At 63.6% G+C, this 15,840-nt stretch carries 20 protein-coding genes; 9 read left to right on the top strand and 11 right to left on the bottom strand.

What is annotated here, in order from left to right:
- Positions 1 to 164: 164 nt before the first annotated feature.
- The 8 genes from JJB99_RS01510 to JJB99_RS01545 all read right to left on the bottom strand — a co-directional run bounded on the left by JJB99_RS01510 (position 165) and on the right by JJB99_RS01545 (position 6,122).
- Positions 165 to 569: a GFA family protein gene (locus JJB99_RS01510; RefSeq protein WP_200497065.1), complete on the bottom strand. Its 405-nt coding sequence runs from the start codon at positions 567 to 569 to the stop codon at positions 165 to 167.
- A gap of 201 nt (positions 570 to 770) precedes the next feature.
- Positions 771 to 2,219 carry an ammonium transporter gene (locus JJB99_RS01515; protein WP_200497066.1) on the bottom strand — a complete coding sequence of 483 codons (1,449 nt, stop codon included), beginning with the start codon at positions 2,217 to 2,219 and terminating at the stop codon, positions 771 to 773.
- A gap of 37 nt (positions 2,220 to 2,256) precedes the next feature.
- Positions 2,257 to 2,595 carry a P-II family nitrogen regulator gene (locus JJB99_RS01520; protein ID WP_164938363.1) on the bottom strand — a complete coding sequence of 113 codons (339 nt, stop codon included), beginning with the start codon at positions 2,593 to 2,595 and terminating at the stop codon, positions 2,257 to 2,259.
- Between the two features lie 369 nt (positions 2,596 to 2,964).
- The gene (locus JJB99_RS01525) at positions 2,965 to 3,567 is read right to left on the bottom strand and encodes an ATP-dependent Clp protease proteolytic subunit (RefSeq protein WP_200497067.1); all 603 of its coding nucleotides are present in this window, start codon (positions 3,565 to 3,567) and stop codon (positions 2,965 to 2,967) included.
- 40 nt (positions 3,568 to 3,607) lie between these two features.
- Positions 3,608 to 3,964: an SRPBCC family protein gene (locus JJB99_RS01530; RefSeq protein WP_200497068.1), complete on the bottom strand. Its 357-nt coding sequence runs from the start codon at positions 3,962 to 3,964 to the stop codon at positions 3,608 to 3,610.
- A 29-nt stretch (positions 3,965 to 3,993) separates the two neighbouring features.
- A complete protein-coding gene (locus tag JJB99_RS01535; protein WP_200497069.1) occupies positions 3,994 to 4,308 on the bottom strand; it encodes an ArsR/SmtB family transcription factor in 315 nt (104 codons plus the stop codon).
- Positions 4,309 to 4,350: 42 nt separating this feature from the next.
- Entirely contained in the window at positions 4,351 to 5,652 is a 1,302-nt protein-coding gene (locus tag JJB99_RS01540; RefSeq protein WP_200497070.1) for an ammonium transporter, read from the bottom strand.
- Positions 5,653 to 5,783: 131 nt separating this feature from the next.
- Positions 5,784 to 6,122, bottom strand: coding sequence for a P-II family nitrogen regulator (locus JJB99_RS01545; RefSeq protein WP_027535359.1), 339 nt, complete (start codon positions 6,120 to 6,122; stop codon positions 5,784 to 5,786).
- 235 nt (positions 6,123 to 6,357) lie between these two features.
- Here JJB99_RS01545 and JJB99_RS01550 point away from each other — a divergent pair, with 235 nt between their 5' ends.
- Positions 6,358 to 7,257: a DUF4339 domain-containing protein gene (locus JJB99_RS01550; RefSeq protein ID WP_200497071.1), complete on the top strand. Its 900-nt coding sequence runs from the start codon at positions 6,358 to 6,360 to the stop codon at positions 7,255 to 7,257.
- A gap of 40 nt (positions 7,258 to 7,297) precedes the next feature.
- On the opposite strand, the gene tesB is transcribed toward JJB99_RS01550, so the two are convergent.
- Positions 7,298 to 8,161, bottom strand: a complete 864-nt coding sequence (tesB, locus tag JJB99_RS01555; protein WP_200497072.1) for an acyl-CoA thioesterase II — start codon at positions 8,159 to 8,161, stop codon at positions 7,298 to 7,300.
- A gap of 151 nt (positions 8,162 to 8,312) precedes the next feature.
- On the opposite strand from tesB, the gene JJB99_RS01560 reads away from it, so the two are divergent.
- Positions 8,313 to 9,533 (top strand): ubiquinone biosynthesis hydroxylase, encoded by a 1,221-nt coding sequence (locus JJB99_RS01560; RefSeq protein WP_200497073.1) that lies wholly within the window; start codon positions 8,313 to 8,315, stop codon positions 9,531 to 9,533.
- Positions 9,534 to 9,587: 54 nt separating this feature from the next.
- Here JJB99_RS01560 and JJB99_RS01565 read toward each other — a convergent pair whose 3' ends face one another.
- Both JJB99_RS01565 and JJB99_RS01570 read right to left on the bottom strand, forming a co-directional pair.
- Positions 9,588 to 9,785 carry a Trm112 family protein gene (locus JJB99_RS01565; protein WP_200497074.1) on the bottom strand — a complete coding sequence of 66 codons (198 nt, stop codon included), beginning with the start codon at positions 9,783 to 9,785 and terminating at the stop codon, positions 9,588 to 9,590.
- Positions 9,786 to 9,845: 60 nt separating this feature from the next.
- Positions 9,846 to 10,376: a TetR/AcrR family transcriptional regulator gene (locus JJB99_RS01570; RefSeq protein WP_200497075.1), complete on the bottom strand. Its 531-nt coding sequence runs from the start codon at positions 10,374 to 10,376 to the stop codon at positions 9,846 to 9,848.
- A 91-nt stretch (positions 10,377 to 10,467) separates the two neighbouring features.
- Here JJB99_RS01570 and JJB99_RS01575 point away from each other — a divergent pair, with 91 nt between their 5' ends.
- From JJB99_RS01575 to JJB99_RS01605, 7 genes are all read left to right on the top strand, one after another.
- Positions 10,468 to 10,818 carry a hypothetical protein gene (locus JJB99_RS01575; RefSeq protein ID WP_200497076.1) on the top strand — a complete coding sequence of 117 codons (351 nt, stop codon included), beginning with the start codon at positions 10,468 to 10,470 and terminating at the stop codon, positions 10,816 to 10,818.
- Between the two features lie 194 nt (positions 10,819 to 11,012).
- Entirely contained in the window at positions 11,013 to 11,291 is a 279-nt protein-coding gene (locus JJB99_RS01580) for a PepSY domain-containing protein (RefSeq protein WP_200497077.1), read from the top strand.
- Between the two features lie 35 nt (positions 11,292 to 11,326).
- Positions 11,327 to 11,920, top strand: a complete 594-nt coding sequence (locus tag JJB99_RS01585; protein ID WP_200497078.1) for a cytochrome b/b6 domain-containing protein — start codon at positions 11,327 to 11,329, stop codon at positions 11,918 to 11,920.
- Positions 11,921 to 12,458: 538 nt separating this feature from the next.
- On the top strand, positions 12,459 to 13,997 hold the full coding sequence (locus tag JJB99_RS01590; RefSeq protein WP_246775120.1) for a hypothetical protein: 1,539 nt from the start codon (positions 12,459 to 12,461) through the stop codon (positions 13,995 to 13,997).
- A gap of 64 nt (positions 13,998 to 14,061) precedes the next feature.
- Entirely contained in the window at positions 14,062 to 14,532 is a 471-nt protein-coding gene (locus JJB99_RS01595; protein WP_200497079.1) for an FMN-binding protein, read from the top strand.
- Positions 14,533 to 14,602: 70 nt separating this feature from the next.
- The gene (locus JJB99_RS01600) at positions 14,603 to 15,418 is read left to right on the top strand and encodes an FAD:protein FMN transferase (protein WP_246775121.1); all 816 of its coding nucleotides are present in this window, start codon (positions 14,603 to 14,605) and stop codon (positions 15,416 to 15,418) included.
- A complete protein-coding gene (locus JJB99_RS01605; protein WP_200497081.1) occupies positions 15,408 to 15,827 on the top strand; it encodes a hypothetical protein in 420 nt (139 codons plus the stop codon). The genes JJB99_RS01600 and JJB99_RS01605 overlap by 11 nt, the downstream gene beginning before the upstream one ends.
- The last annotated feature ends 13 nt before the right edge of the window (positions 15,828 to 15,840 follow it).

The raw sequence follows: 15,840 nt of genomic DNA on the forward strand, positions 1-15,840 counted from the left end.
CTCTCCCGCTTGCAAGCGGGAGAGGTCGACGGGTCCGGGCGATGCGAAGCGTCGTCCCGCGCGTCGGGTGAGGGTTCTCTCCTGTTGGGGGTTCTCGCCCGCGGATGCACCCCGGCCCTCCGCCGCGAGCGGGAGAGCACCGTCTTCCTGGCTCGCTTCGTCCTTCAATGCCCCGGCAGCTTCTCGAATGTCTTCATGCCGGCGGGAATCGTATGAAACTCCTGCTTGTCGCAGGTGAAGATCGCCATCTGCGGCTGGAACTGCTTGGGTTCATCCAGCGTGCCGACCTTAACCACCGCCGCCGGCAAGCCCGGGACCTTGGTCACCAGATGCGTGCCGCATTCGGCGCAGAATTCGCGCGTCACGGCGCGTTCGAGGTCCTTGCGCGTGAACTGCTTGGGCTGTCCGGTGATGTAGCTGAAGCCGGCCGCCGGCATCGCGATGAAGGTGTTGGGCGCGCCGCCCGAGATGTACTGGCACTCGCGGCAATGACATTGCGCCTGCATCATCGGGTCGCCCTCGGCCACGTAGCGCACCTCGCCGCAATAGCATCCGCCTTCCAAACGCATGACGACCTCCCGATTGTTGTTGTGGCCGGTATTTCTGCGCCGGTGGTGCCGAATGGCAATCCTTTTCTTCTCTGCGCCGATCAAAAAGAAAGGGGCTCCAGCTTGCGCTGGAGCCCCTCAACGGTCGGGGCATTGCCGGGTATGTGCCCAAACCGTAGGTGTGGACGCGGTCCCTGGATGAGACCGCGCCCGGGAGAAGACTTACATGTTGTAGGCGCGCTCGGTGTGGTCGGTGATGTCCAAGCCTTCACGCTCGCTCTCGACGTTGGCGCGCAGGCCAACGATCACATCAACGACCTTGTAGAGGATCGCCGAACCGACACCCGACCACACCAGCGTGGTGCCGACGGCCTTGAGCTGGGCGAGCATCTGGACCGCGAAGTCGTAATCGGCCACCTTCGGCGGGATCGCGGTGTAGTCCATGATCCCGGCGCCGCCGAGAGCAGGATTCACCAGGATGCCGGTGCCGAGGGCGCCGACGATGCCGCCGATGCAGTGCACGCCGAACACGTCGAGCGAGTCATCGTAGCCGAGCGCGTTCTTCACGACGGTGCAGAAGAACAGGCAGACCACGCCGACCACGAGGCCGAGGACGATCGCGCCCATCACGCCGGCGAAGCCGGCGGCAGGCGTCACGGCCACGAGGCCCGCGACGGCGCCGGAGATGACGCCGAGCACCGACGGGTGACCCTTGATGATCCACTCCGCGAACATCCACGACAGCGCAGCGGCTGCGGTGGCGACGAAGGAGTTGGTCATGGCAAGCGCAGCGCCGCCGTTGGCTTCGAGGTTGGAGCCGGCGTTGAAGCCGAACCAGCCGACCCAGAGCAGCGAGGCGCCGATCATCGACATGGTCAGCGAGTGCGGGGCCATCAACTCCTTGCCGTAACCGACGCGCTTGCCGATCAGGAGAGCGCCGACGAGGCCTGCGATGCCGGCGTTGATGTGCACCACGGTGCCGCCTGCGAAGTCGATCGCGCCCGCCTTGAAGATCCAGCCGGCGTCGGCGTTGATCTCGTCGAGCTTGGCCTGGGCCGCGGTCTTTGCTGCTCCATCAGCCGCAGCGGCGAGCGCCTTGGCCGCATCCTGGATCGCGTCCGGGCCGGGCCAGTACCAGACCATGTGCGCGATCGGGAAGTAGATCAGCGTGACCCAGAGCGGGATGAACAGGGCGATCGCCGCGAACTTCATGCGCTCGGCAAAGGCGCCGACGATGAGGGCGGGCGTGATCGCCGCGAAGGTCATCTGGAAGCACATATAGATGAGCTCCGAGATGTTGGCGTCGACCGAGAAGGTCGCGGCCTTCGAATCGGTGGTGACGCCCATCATGAAGGCCTTGGAGAAGCCGCCGATGAAGTCGGAGCCGCCGGTGAAGGCGAGGCTGTAGCCGTACACGGCCCAGATCACGGTAACGACGCAGACGGTGTAGAATACCTGCATCAGGACCGAGAGCATGTTCTTGGAACGGACGAGGCCGCCATAGAACAGCGCGAGGCCGGGGATGGTCATCAACAGCACGAGCACTGTCGATGTCAGCATCCAGGCGTTGTCTCCCTTGTTGATCGTCGGCTCGGCATAGGCTGCGGTCGCAGCGAACAGGCCGACTGCGAGAGCCGCCAATCCCGCGCCATAGGGACGCTTGAACGTCATTATATTCACTCCTGATTGGTAAATGTTGAGCGCGAAATCAGAGGGCCGCGGCATCGGCCTCGCCGGTGCGGATGCGAACCGCATGGTCGAGGTTGATGACGAAGATCTTGCCGTCGCCGATCTGTCCGGTTTTCGCCGCGGACGTGATGGCATCGATGGTCTTGTCGACCTGCTCGGAGGCGATCGCGACCTCGATCTTGATCTTGGGCAGGAAGCTCACGGCATATTCGGCGCCGCGGTAGATTTCCGTGTGGCCTTTCTGGCGGCCATATCCCTTGACTTCCGTCACCGTGAGACCGTGAACGCCGATGGCGGTCAGGGCGTCGCGGACTTCTTCCAGCTTGAATGGCTTGATGATCGCCATAACAATTTTCATGGGTCCTATCCCCGCTTGGCCCGGTCCGGACATGGCCGGGCGTGTCTCGACTGGTTCGCCACGAGGGAGAAGTTCACTACGCGGGCACAGCCTCGACCCCTAGAATCAAATGCCGTGCCAGATCGGGCGCGTTGCCTAACGGATTATGAAAACGGGGGTTTTCGCCTTTGACGGGTGTTGTGCCGGAGTGTGCTAATACGTCGCGCTCAATCCATGATCAGGGCTGATGAAAAAGCAGGCATGACAGGCTGTCGACACAATTGATGCCCACACGCCGGGCAACCGAGAGGTATCGAACTACGGAGCGACGCGCTCGCGCGCTTCGAGCCCGGATTCGCGCCCGTGGGATACGCGCGCCGACCGAGACCGTCAGGCCGCGTCGCGCGCGGCAAACACCCGGTCGATCAGTCCCCATTCGACGCCTTGCTGCGCGGTCATGAAGTGGTCGCGGTCCAGGGTTCGTTCCACCTCCGCCTCGGAGCGCCGGCAATGTTGCGCGTAGAGCCGGATGATGCGTCGTTTGGTCTCCTGCATCTCGTTGGCGTGGATCAGGATGTCGGAGGCCTGGCCCTGGAAGCCGCCGAGCGGCTGATGCACGTGAAGGCTTGCATTGGGCAAAGCGGCGCGGTGACCGGGCTCGCCGGCCATCAGCAGGAACGAACCCATCGAGCGCGCGGTGCCCATGCACAGCGTATGAACCGGCGCCTTGATGAACTGCATTGTGTCGTACATCGCAAATCCGCTGGTGACCACGCCGCCATAGGAGTTGATGTAGAGGTTGATCGGTTTGTGGGGATTCTCGGCTTCGAGGAACAGCAGCTGCGCGCAGACCAGCCCGGACAGGGCGTCGTTGACCTCGCCGTTCAGGAAGATGATGCGTTCGCGCAGCAGCCTCGAATAGATGTCGAAGGATCGTTCGCCGCGCGCGGATTGTTCGACGACCATAGGGACGAGCTGAAGCATGTCGCGCATCGGCGACCTCCCATTTCTGTAGATGACAAATTCTTTTTTGCTAGGCCGCTGCGCGCATCAGGCAGCAATTGGTATTGGCCGGCTGCGGCAGTTTTACGCTGACGTCGCAGGCCTGCTGGATGATGCGGAAGCGCGTGCCGCCGTCCTCGTTCGGCTCGATCCGGAAGATAACGTGGCTCTCGCGAAACGGCGGTTCGGAATCGCGGATATGGTAGCGGACCTCTTCGCCCGGGATCGACGATTCCGGCTCGGCGCCTGCCAGGTCGCAATCGGGCAACCAGCGCTGACGCAATTCAGGGATGGTCACGGCACGCCAGACTTTTGGCGGCGGTGCATCGAAATCGAATTCGAGCACCAGCTTTGCATCGGGGCGATCAGGCTTCATGGCGTCGCTCATTGATCCAGGTCCTTATTGATCCAGGTCCTTTATTGGTCCATGTCCTTCAAGAGGTCGGCGAGTGCTGCCATGCGCTTCGGCCAATAGGCACGGTAGCGCGCGAGCCATGTCCCGATGGCGGCGATTCCGTCCGGATCGACTTCGTAATTCACAAAGCGGCCCTGCCGCTGTTCGCGCACGAGCCCTGCCGCGCGCAGCACCGAAAGATGCTGCGACATCGCCGGCTGGCTGATCTCCAATCCGTCGCGCAAGGCGCTGGCATTCAGGCTGCCGCCAGCGAGTTTCTCAAAGACCTTGCGGCGGGTCGGGTCGGCCAGCGCCTTGAAGATGTCGGCTTCGATCATGACGACACATAAGCACGTGCTTATGTGTTGCGCAAGCCCCGATTACTGAAGCGCCTCGCCGTGCTGGGTGATATCGAGGCCCTCCAGCTCCTGCTCGCGCGACACCCGCAAGGGCACGAACAGGCCGACCAGCTTGAGCAGCACAAAACTCACGCCGGCCGACCAGACGAAGGTGACGGCGACGCCGTAGAACTGGATCAGAAGCTGCTGCGGATGACCTTCGAGCAGGCCGGCGGTGCCGCCGATCGCGCTGGTCGCGAACACGCCGGCGAGCAGCGTGCCGGTCAGGCCGCCGATGCCGTGGACGCCGAACACGTCGAGTGAATCGTCATAGTCGAAGCGATGCTTCAGCCAGGTACAGGCCCAGTAGCAGACCGCGCCGGCAACGATGCCGATGACGATGCCGTGCCACGGCGCGACGAAGCCGGAGGCCGGTGTGATGGTGCCGAGCCCTGCGACCGCGCCGGAGATCATGCCGAGCACCGAGGGCTTGCGCCGCGTCGACCATTCGATCGCGCCCCAGGTCAGTGCGCCGGAGCAGGCGGCCAGATGGGTCGCGATGATCGCCATCACCGCGCGCGAATTGGCCGCGCCCGCCGAGCCGCCGTTGAAGCCGAACCAGCCGACCCACAGCAGCCCGGTGCCCATCACCGCGAGCGACAGATCGAACGGCGAGAGATTTTCGCTACCGTAGCCGTGACGGCGTCCCATCACCTTGGCGGCGACGAGACCGGCGGTGCCGGCCGACAGATGCACCACGAGGCCGCCGGCGAAATCCATCACCCCCATGCTGTTGAGGAAGCCGCCGCCCCAGACCCAATGCGCCAGCGGAATGTAGACGAAGATAAACCAGGCGACGGAGAACAAGAGATAAGCGGAGAACCGCATCCGGTCTGCGACCGAGCCGGCGACCAGCGCCACCGTGATGATGGCGAACGTCATCTGGTACAGCATGAACAGCGATTCCGGGATCGTCTTCGCCGCCGGATTGACGCTGTCCATGGTCATGCCGGCGAGGAACCAGCGGTCGAGCGAGCCGATCCACGGGCCATCGCCGACGAAGCACAGCGAATAGCCGAACGCGACCCAGAGAATGGAGATCAGCGTCACCGCGGCGAGGCTCTGCGCCATAGTCGCAAGCACGTTCTTCTTGCGCACCATGCCGGAGTAGAACAGCGCCAGTCCCGGGATCGTCATCATCAGCACCAGCGCGGTGGCGACGATCATCCAGGCGGTGTCGGCGGTGTTGATTTCGGAAGCCGCGGCGCGCGCCGGCGAAGCCATCACGGACACACATCCGATCGGCGCAGCCATAGCAGCTGCGCGGCGCAACAATCCCGCCATGTCATTTTCCCCCGGGCACAGTAATGGCGTCGCACGCGTGGCGTCGTTGCCGGTGCGATCGAAGAAGATCAGAGCGTTTTCAAGCGAAGTGGATACCGGTTCGCGTGAAGAAAACGCGTCGAAAACAAAATCTAGAGCGCGTCGCTGTCGGTTTCGCCGGTGCGGATGCGCAGCGCGTGGTCGATCGGCGTGACGAAAATCTTGCCGTCGCCGATCTGACCCGTACGCGCCGACGCCGTAATCACGCCAACCGCCTTGTCGGCGATGTCGGAGGCGACCGCGATCTCGATCCGCAGCTTCGGCAGGAAGTTCACGACATATTCGGCGCCGCGATAGATCTCGGTGTGGCCCTTCTGGCGGCCGTAACCCTTCACCTCGGTGACAGTCATGCCGTGGACGCCGATCGCCGTCAGGGCCTGACGGACCTCATCGAGCTTGAAGGGTTTGATGATCGCGACGACGAGTTTCATGGTCAGGCCTGTTTCCCGGGATGCGCCGCGCCGTATGTCCCCGGCGCTGCGTCAATCTGGCATCTTTCCGGGCAAATGGCATAAAAAAGTTGCAGATTGAAGCGGAAAAACGCTTGGCCATGTGAATGGCCGCCTCTGTACAGGGCAGCCGTTCATCCGTCACAATGCAATTTTGGCATGGATACGGTGAACCCGCGCCTGCCGAGCGGTACATAAGTATTTTGGGGGACGCGTCATGGCGACTTGGTTCTACGCATCCGAGGGCAAGCAGCAGGGGCCGTTTCCGGAGGGGCAATTCCGCGAGCTCATCGCCCAGGGCGTCGTGCGCGCCGATACGCTGGTGTGGTCCGAAGGCATGGCCGGCTGGCAGAAGGCCGCCGAAATCCCCGGCCTGATCGGCGGCGGTGCACCGCCGATGATGCCGGCGAGCGGTCCTCCGATGGGTGGTGGTGGTTATGCCAGCAGCGGCTACGCTGGTGGCGCCGGCGGAGGATCGCTGGCGGTTGATTTCGGCATCCTCGAGTTCACCTGGCGCACGCTCGTGTTGGTGATCGGCTCTTGCTTCGTCATTCCGGTGCCGTGGCTGTTCGTCTGGTACACGAACTGGATCGTACCCTGCGTCAAGGTCCCCGGCCGACCCAATCTCAGCTTCACCGGCAATGCGATGACATTGGTGCCGTGGTTTTTCGGCTTCATCGCGTTTGCGATCGTGATCGGCTTCATCGGCAGCCAGCTGCTCAGCAATCTGCTGTTCATCGTGCAGATCGTGCTCTACTGGCTCCTGATCAAATGGATGGTCGCGAACCTTGCCTCCAACGGGCAGCCGCTCGGCCTCAGCTTCAGCGGCTCGGTCTGGGCCTATATCGGCTGGAACCTGCTGTTCGCGATCTCCATGATCACCATCATCGGCTGGGCCTGGGTCGCCGCAGCCCAGATGCGCTGGTTCTGCCGCAATATCGAAGGCACGCGCCGCGAGATCGTGTTCAAGGGCAGCGGTCTCGAGATTCTCTGGCGCGGAATCGTGGCAGCGATCCTGTTCTGCCTCATCATCCCGATCCCATGGGTGTATCGCTGGATCATGAACTGGTTCGCATCGCAGACCGAGCTCGCGCCCCGCGGCGCGCTCGGAGCGTGATCTGAAAAGCTCCAGGCGCGCTTCAGCGCGCCTGGAGCGATCAGCTCCGGCGCTCGCGCACCGAGCCTTCCTGCGCGACCGAGGCCACCAGCGTGCCGTCGGGCTTGAAGATCGAGCCGCGGGTCAGGCCGCGGCCTGATTGCGCGCTCGGCGAATCCTGGGCGTAGAGCAGCCATTCGTCGGCGCGAAACGGGCGGTGAAACCACATCGCATGGTCGAGGCTCGCCGGCATCATGCGCTTGTCGAACAGCGTGCGGCCATAGCGTGCCATGATCGCATCGAGCAGCGAAAAGTCCGAGGCATAGGCCAGCGCACACATGTGCAGCGCCGGATCGTCCGGCAGCTTCGCCGCGGTCCTGATCCAGACGTGGATGCGGCCGTCGTCGATCTTCTGGCCGAAATAGCGGCCGAGCTCGACCGGCCGCAGCTCGATCGGACGATCGGATTCATAGTAGCGGCGGATGAACTCCGGCATCTCGCGGAACATCGGCTGCTTCGCCACCTCCTCCGCTGTGAGTTTTTCCGGCGGCGGCACGTCGGGCATCTTGTCCTGGTGATCGAATGCGGTCTCCTCGTCGGCGTGGAACGACACCATGATCGAGAAGATCGCGTTGCCGTGCTGGATCGCGGTGACGCGCCGCGTCGAATAGCTCTTGCCGTCGCGCAGGCGCTCGACCTGATAGATGATCGGGATCTGCGGATCGCCGGGCAGGATGAAATAGCAGTGCAGCGAATGCGGCAGCCGGTCCTCGACCGTGCGGCAGGCCGCGACCATGGCCTGCCCGATCACCTGGCCGCCGAACACCCGCTGCCAGCTCGTCTTCGGGCTGTTGCCGCGGAACAGATTCACCTCGAGCTGTTCGAGGTCGAGGATCGAGATCAGGTCGATCAGGCTTTTGGACATATGGTGCTTTCAAATGTCGCGTCATTCCGGGGCGTTGCGCTGACGCGCGCCCCGGAATGACACATTCGGGCCGTTCCGCCCTTGTTTCACCGCACTGTTTCGCCCAGCTCAAGTCTGCTAGCAAGACCAGGAATTGGCCGGGAAGCTTGGTATGTCGGTACAGGGTAGCATTGTCATCGGCGGCGGCGCGTTTGCGGGCCTGGCGCTGGCTCTGGCGCTACGCCAGGGGCTCGGGCCCGAGATTCCCGTCATCGTCGCCGACCCCGCGCTCGGCACGCGGCCGAGCCGCGATCCGCGCGCGACCGCGATCGTGGCCGCCTGCCGCCGCCTGTTCGAGGCGATCGGCGCCTGGGACGACGTCAGGGGCGAGGCCCAGCCGATCCTCGACATGGTCGTGACCGATTCGAAGCTGGAGGACGCCACCCGTCCGGTGTTCCTGAACTTTGCCGGCGATGTCGCGCCGGGCGAGCCGTTCGCGCATATGATCGAGAACCGCCGCCTGATCGATGCGCTGGTGGTGCGGGCCGAGGCCGAGGGCATCGATCTCCGCGCGACCGTTGTATCCTCTTACGATGCGCGTCCCGAAGGCATCGAGGTGACACTCGGCGACGGCAGCGCCGTCGCGGCCAGCCTTCTTGTCGCCGCCGATGGTGCGAAGTCGAAGCTGCGCGAGCGCGCCGGCATCGTCACCCATGGTTGGGAGTACGACCAGTCCGGCATCGTCGTCACCGTCGGCCACGAGCGCGATCACGAGGGCCGCGCCGAAGAGCACTTTCTGCCCGCAGGCCCGTTCGCGATCCTGCCGCTATCCGGCAAGCGGTCCTCGCTGGTGTGGACCGAGCGCCGGGCTGAGGCCGCGCGCATCGTTGCGCTGAGCGAGGGCGAGTTTCACGCCGAGCTCGAGCAGCGCTTCGGCCTGCATCTCGGCGAGGTCAAAGCGCTCGACAAGCCGCGCGCATTCCCGCTGTCCTATTTCGTTGCACGCTCCTTCATCGCCGAGCGCCTGGCGCTGGTCGGCGATTCCGCCCATGTCATTCACCCCATTGCGGGCCAGGGCCTCAACATGGGGCTGAAGGACGTCGCCGCGCTGGCGGAAGTCGTCGTCGATGCCGCGCGGCTCGGCATGGATCTCGGCGGTGCCGACGTGCTCGAGCGCTATCAGCGCTGGCGCCGTTTCGACACCATGGCGATGGGCGTTGCCACCAACTCGCTGAACTTCCTGTTCTCCAATCAGTCGACCTTGCTGCGCACCGTCCGCGACATCGGCCTCGGCCTCGTCGACCGCGCGCCTCCGCTGAAAAATCTCTTCATCCGCCAGGCCGCCGGGCTGACGGGCGAGGTGCCAAGGCTGTTGAAGGGCGAGGCGTTGTAAGGGGCCAATGGTGAATAGCGAGTAGGTCCACTCGCCATTCCCTATTCGCCACCCTCAATCGATCTTCCTGGCCTCTTCCGGCAGCATGATCGGAATGCCGTCGCGGATCGGATAAGCGAGCTTGGCGCTGCGCGAGATCAGTTCCTGCTTTGCGGCGTCAAACTCCAGCGGACCCTTGGTCAGCGGGCAGACCAGGATCTCCAGCAATTTGGGATCGACACTGGGTTCGGGGCGTTCGGTGGGCGCGTTCATTTCGGTCTCCGGGATCGGTTGCCTCTAGCACAGAAAATTGTGCTCGCCCATTCTCACCGTTCAGGCGGAAACCATCCGCAGCAGCTCGTCGATCAGGCCCTGGAGCCGCGCCGCCGGCACCGGCGTGCCCGACAGGGCAAAGCCGAGAAATGTCCAGTACAGGATCTGCGCGCGCGCCTGCGCCGGCGCGGGTGCGAGCCCGCGCTTTGCGAGCAAGGCCTCGATATAGTCGATCCTGCGGCGGTCGATCGCGCGGACCGCGGCTTGCGCGGCCGCATCGAACGCGGCCCAGTTGCGCACGGCCCGCTCGAGGTCGAGCCGCGCGCCAAAGGACCTTCGCAGCAGCGCCTTGAGCGGCTCGCCGCTGGCGGCCTCAACATCGGCGATGATCTGCTCGGCCGCGATCTCGCGCCAGCGCTTCAGAATGGCGGCGTGGAACGCGCCGAGATCGGCGAAATGCCAATAGAAACTGCCGCGCGACACGCCCATGGCTTTCGCCAGCGGATCGGCCTTCAGTGCGGTGAAGCCGCTTTTGGCGAGTGCCTTGAGGCCCTGATTGATCCAGTCGTCGGCGGAAAGCTGCTCGGCCATGTCGGGGTTCCAAAAGTCCGCCATACACTAGTGTATTGACAGGCGATCAGCCAGCGCTTAATCAACCATACACAACTGTATGGAGACATCGATGCGTGATCTCTTGCTCCAATGCGCCGGCGTCCTGACCATTGCCGTGGCCCTCATCCACGGCTATCTCGGCGAAGCCAAGGTGTTCGCCCGCGCCCGCATCGAGCCGGAGCGGCTGCGCACCCTGATCCGCCTGGTCTGGCAGGCCTCGACCGTCGCCTGGATCGGCGGCGGCGTGCTGCTGATCGCAACGCCTTGGATGGGCTCCGAGCCCGCGCGCCACTGGATCGTGGTCACCATGGCCTGCGTGTTCGGCTTCTCCGCTTTCGCCAACGCATGGGCCACGCGCGGCCGCCACTTCGGCTGGATGATGCTCACCACCGTTGTCGCGCTCGCGGTCGCGGGCTATTAGGTAGCGCGCATTGGCTTCGTGAGGCGTAAGGCCGCAGCGGCGCCGACGCATGCAGAGCGCGCTGATCTTTTTCGGATCGTTAGAGTAAATCTAAGGCCGACCAGCCCGGACCGGATTGACTTCACCTCCCCCTTTGCTTCCTTCGGTTCGCTTCGCGGCTCCGCGCAGCGCCCACGACAGAGGAGGAGACGTTCGTGAAGGTCATTCGTGTTGTTGCCATTGCACTGACGGTCGGGATCGGCATGAGCTCGGCGGCGATGGCCGACGGTTTCAAGAACTGCACCAAGATCGATAAGGCGTCATGGAAGCCGGCCAGCGAAGCCGAAGCCAAGGCCAAGGCGGCCGGCTACGAGGTGCGGCGCTCCAAGATCGAAGGCTCGTGCTATGAGGTCTACGGCGTCAAGGAAGGCAAGCTCTACGAGCTGTTCTACAGCCCGGAAGATCTGAGCCTGAAGCACACGATCGCCAAATGATCTGCGCAAAGTAATCATTCAGGAGTGGTCCCGGCTTGATCGACGAAGCGGTGCCAGACACGCGCGGGGCGTCCGACAGGACCCCCGTGGATCGAATTGCATCGCGGACGGTCGCCGTCTGGGACCTCCCGCTGCGCCTGTGGCACTGGGCTCTCGCGGCCAGCATCCTGGCCGCGTGGTTCACCCCCACCGTCTATGACCGACTTCATCGCATCCTCGGCTATACGGTGCTCGCCTTCGTCGCCTTCCGCCTGGTCTGGGGGTTTTGCGGCAGCCGCTATTCGCGCTTCCGCATGATCGGCGTCAGGCTGCGTGCCGCGCCAGGCTATCTCCTGAATCTGCGCCGCGGCATCACGGGCCGCTATATCGGGCTCAATCCCGCCGGCACCTTGATGCTGGTAGCGCTGCTGCTGTCGATTGCCGTCTCTGCCATCACAGGCGCGATGTCGGTGACCGTGACCTTCTTCGGCGTGTGGTGGGTCGAGGACACCCACCACTATTCATCGGACGCGGTCATGGTGCTGGTGGTGCTCCACGTTCTGGGCGTGGTGCTGATGAGCCTGCTCCAGCGCGAGAACCTGATCCGCGCGATGATCACCGGCCGCAAGCGTATCCGGCATCATCAGTGAGTTGAGTTGGAAGGGCTGAGCCGCAGACCCGGTCACCTCTCCCGCTTGCGGGAGGGCTCGGCGCAAAGTGCCGGGTGAGGGCTCTCTCGTCCTGGGGGTTCTCGCTTGAGGAAGCACCCTCTCCCCGACCCTCTCCCGCAAGCGAGAGAGGGAGCGCACCGTATTCGCGGAAGCTCAGTCGCAAGATCATTGCAACGCGGGATCGCCGCTGGTGCGCTTGTTGGCGGGTCCACGTCGTCACCCTGATCGGGATTTCAGCTCCGTCGTTAGGTCGGGTATGGCGTGCTCGTGGGGCGACAACGGGCGACATAAGGTCTTTTGACTTATTTTAATTCTAATGTGGAGCGATTCTAGAAGCGCTTCTGAACGTTTCTGCTTCCCAAGAGCGCACCTGCCAGCTTCTCCTGCGGCCGGATGTCGCAACTCTTTGGGGGCTCACATGTCATCGGATGTTTCCGCCGGTTCATTTACGTCACGGTTCGAACGCCGTTGGCATCACCGCAGATCGATCTTGCTCGCGGCGACCGCGGTAGCGGTCGTGAGTTCTGGCGCGGCTTCGGCAGCGGATGGCGACGCCAATGGATTGCTGCTGAAGAAGCTCGAGAAGATGGAGCAGCGTATCCAGCAGCTCGAGGCCGAGCTGAAGCAGAAACAGGATCGTCAGACGCCCGATGCAGGCGCAAAGCCGGGCGCGAAATCAGCAACGGTCAGGAGCGCCAACGCGGCCGCGCCATCCGCTGAACCAAATGAATCAAAGGACGCACCAGCTAAGCCCGAAGTCCAACCGTCCGAGAAATCGGCCAAGTCGAAATCGAAAGACTTCATTGCCCTGCCGCCCCTCCCGTCGGCATCGGACAAACCCATCCTTGGCGTCGCCGATTCTCCGGTCCCCGGTCTCAGCATCGGAGCCTATGGCGAGATCAAGTTCGGCACGATGCAAAATCCCGCTGCCGGCGGCCAGTGGCAGAAAGGGTTCGATGCGCAGAGATTCGTGCTCCTGCCGACCTACGCGATCACCCCGAATATCATCTTCAACGCCGAGATTGAATTCGAGCACGCCGGCTCCGGATTCGACAATGACGACAAGCTGCACGGCACCGCCGAGATCGAGCAAGTCTGGATCGACTTCAAGATCATCGATCAGTTCAACTGGCGCTCGCCCGGCGTCGATCTCGTGCCGATCGGCTATATCAACCAGCACCACGAGCCGACCCAATTTTATAGTGTTGGCCGGCCCGAACTCTACAACGGCCTGATTCCGTCGACGTGGAAGGTCCCATCCACCAGCGTCTACGGGACGATCACCGAGGACCTCAAATATCAGGTGATGGTCAGCACCAGCAACGAGGATTTCGGCGACTCCTTCGACAATCGCACTGAGGCAAAGACCGTCCCGCTTCCCGGCACCGCCTACGCCGCGGGCATTGACGGTGTAAACGCGCTCGGTTTCTCGAGGGCCCCGCTCGGCGACTTCCAGCAACTCAACAACGCCACGGCCGTGTCCGGCCGGCTCGACTTCACGCCGACATTCTTGCCAGGGTTCGCCGGAAGCGTCAGCACGTATTACTCGCCGAACACGACGCCGCGCGGCGCTCATGACGATTTCGGTAACTTCCTCGGCAGGTCTAGTCTCGCGATGTTTGACGCCGAATTCCGCTACAGGGTGCCCGACACAGGTCTTGAGCTTCGGGGCGAATATGTCCGCGCTCAGTTCGGGCACCCGGAAAATCTGCGCGCGAATAACGACTCGGATCCGACCAACAATGTCGGCAAGTCGATGTACGGCTACTCCGGCGAGATTGCCTACCACGTGCCGCTCGGTACAATTCTGGGCAGCGAGTGGGAGGCCGTGCCGTTCTACCGCTACACTTATCAGAACCTGCAGACGGGCGGCTTCGCCGGCACCGATGCCAATCTGCCGACTGGCCAGGGTCAGCGGCAGTACCACACGGCCGGCTTTGCAGTCTTTCCATCCCCGAAGATTGTGCTGAAGGCGACCTATCAGCATGTGATCGACAAGAGCGCCACCGGCGCGCTCTCGGACTCGTTCCTCGGCGGCGTCGGCTTCTTCTTCTGATGCGGACAGGCGCGCCTGGGACAACGTTGCAAGATCTGATACAGGACCAAGGAGCGAGGTGACCATGAACTGGGTTCGATATACCCTGCCGGCGGCGGCGATCTTGTCTGCCGCCTCTCCCGCTTATGCTGTTCGGTATCTGTCGATCGAGGAAGCCCAGAAGGAGGCTTTTCCGTCCGCGACACATTTTTCCGAGGTCCAGGCGGGCCGCGTCTGGAAGGCCGAAGCCGGCGGCAAGGTCGTCGGCTTCTTCGTGTTCGACCGGGTCGTCGGCAAGCACCTTTTCATCGACTACGCGGTGGCACTGACGCCGGCGGGGGCCGTCCACAAGGTCGAGATCCTGGAATATCGGGAATCGTATGGCGGCGACATCAGGAGCCCGAGCTGGCTCGCGCAGTTCGTCGGCAAGACCGCCGGCAGCGCGCTCAAGATCAACGGCGACATCAGGAATATCGCCGGGGCGACGCTGTCGTCGACCCATGTCACCGAAGGTGTGAAAAGAATATTGGCGGCCTATGGCAATCGTCTCCGATAGCATCCGTCGCGCGAGGCCGCTGCTCGGCACCTTCGTGGAGATCGAGGTTGCGGGCGCTCCCAGATCCGAGATGGAGAGCGCCATCGGCGCCGCATTCGATGCCGTGGCGCAGGTGCATCGACTGATGAGCTTTCATGAGCCGGATAGCGATGTCAGTCGGCTCAACCGCGAAGCCGGCACACGCCCCGTGAGCGTTCATGCGTGGACGTTTCGGGTGCTCGAGACGGCCGTCGAGCTGCATCGATGCTCTGGCGGGTGTTTTGACATCGCCATCGCACCGGCGTTGCAGGCCATCGGCTTGTTGCCGCCGCTGAAGGACAAGTCGGCGCCGATATTGCGCTCTCCCGACGCGATCGAGCTGCTTCCGGAGCGGGAGGTTCGCTTTCGCTCGACGGATGTCGCAATTGACCTTGGCGGCATCGCGAAGGGTTTTGCCGTCGACCGCGCGGTGGTCGTGCTGCGCGACCTCGGCATTCCCCGCGGCATGGTGAACGCCGGCGGCGACCTTCGGGCCTTTGGCGCTCAGACGCACACCGTTCACATCCGCAATCCCCGCCATCCGAGCCGATCGATCTGCCGTATCGAGGTGACAGATGAGGCGTTGGCCTCAACGGCGCGCCGCGTCGACCTGGTCGACGGCGGCGGGTCGGGCAGTTCGGCGGTCATTGATCCTGCAACTCAGAGGCCGGTGAGCCTGATCGACGGCGTCACGGTTCGGGCGCGCTCCTGCATGGTTGCCGACGCCTTGACCAAGGTTGTCATGATCTCCGGGACCGATGCAGGCGAACTGCTCGAGTCCTATCGCGCGGATGCCCTGCTGATCTCCACGGACGGCGGCGTTCAAATCACGTCCGACTGGCATCACGCGGTGCACCTTGCGGCTTAGGACATCGTTTCGCTATTCGCTCTACACGGCGTTCGCCGCGCTGGTCCTCACCGGCGCCGGTTGGCTCCTGGCCGACTGGCAGAAGGACGTCGCCGGCGATGAGCTCTGGCAGCAGATCGCCGCCAACATGCTGATGGTGCATGGCGGCACCGCGATGGTGACGCTGTTGCTGCTGGGCGCCCTCATTCCGGTGCACCTGCGGCGATCGTGGCGCAGCGGCAAGAATCTGGTGTCGGGATCATTCATGGCGGCGTTCAATGCCGTACTGATCGTGACCGCATTCGGTCTCTATTATCTGGGATCGGACGCGGTTCGGCCCTGGATGAGCTGGATCCACTTGGGCGGCGGTTTCTCCCTGGCCTTGCTGTTTCCGCTTCACATCTGGCTTGGCCGGCGGGAGCGAAGCTAGCTTTCAGTCGGGT

The sequence above is a fragment of the Bradyrhizobium diazoefficiens genome (genome assembly GCF_016616235.1).
Lineage (GTDB): Bacteria > Pseudomonadota > Alphaproteobacteria > Rhizobiales > Xanthobacteraceae > Bradyrhizobium > Bradyrhizobium diazoefficiens_H.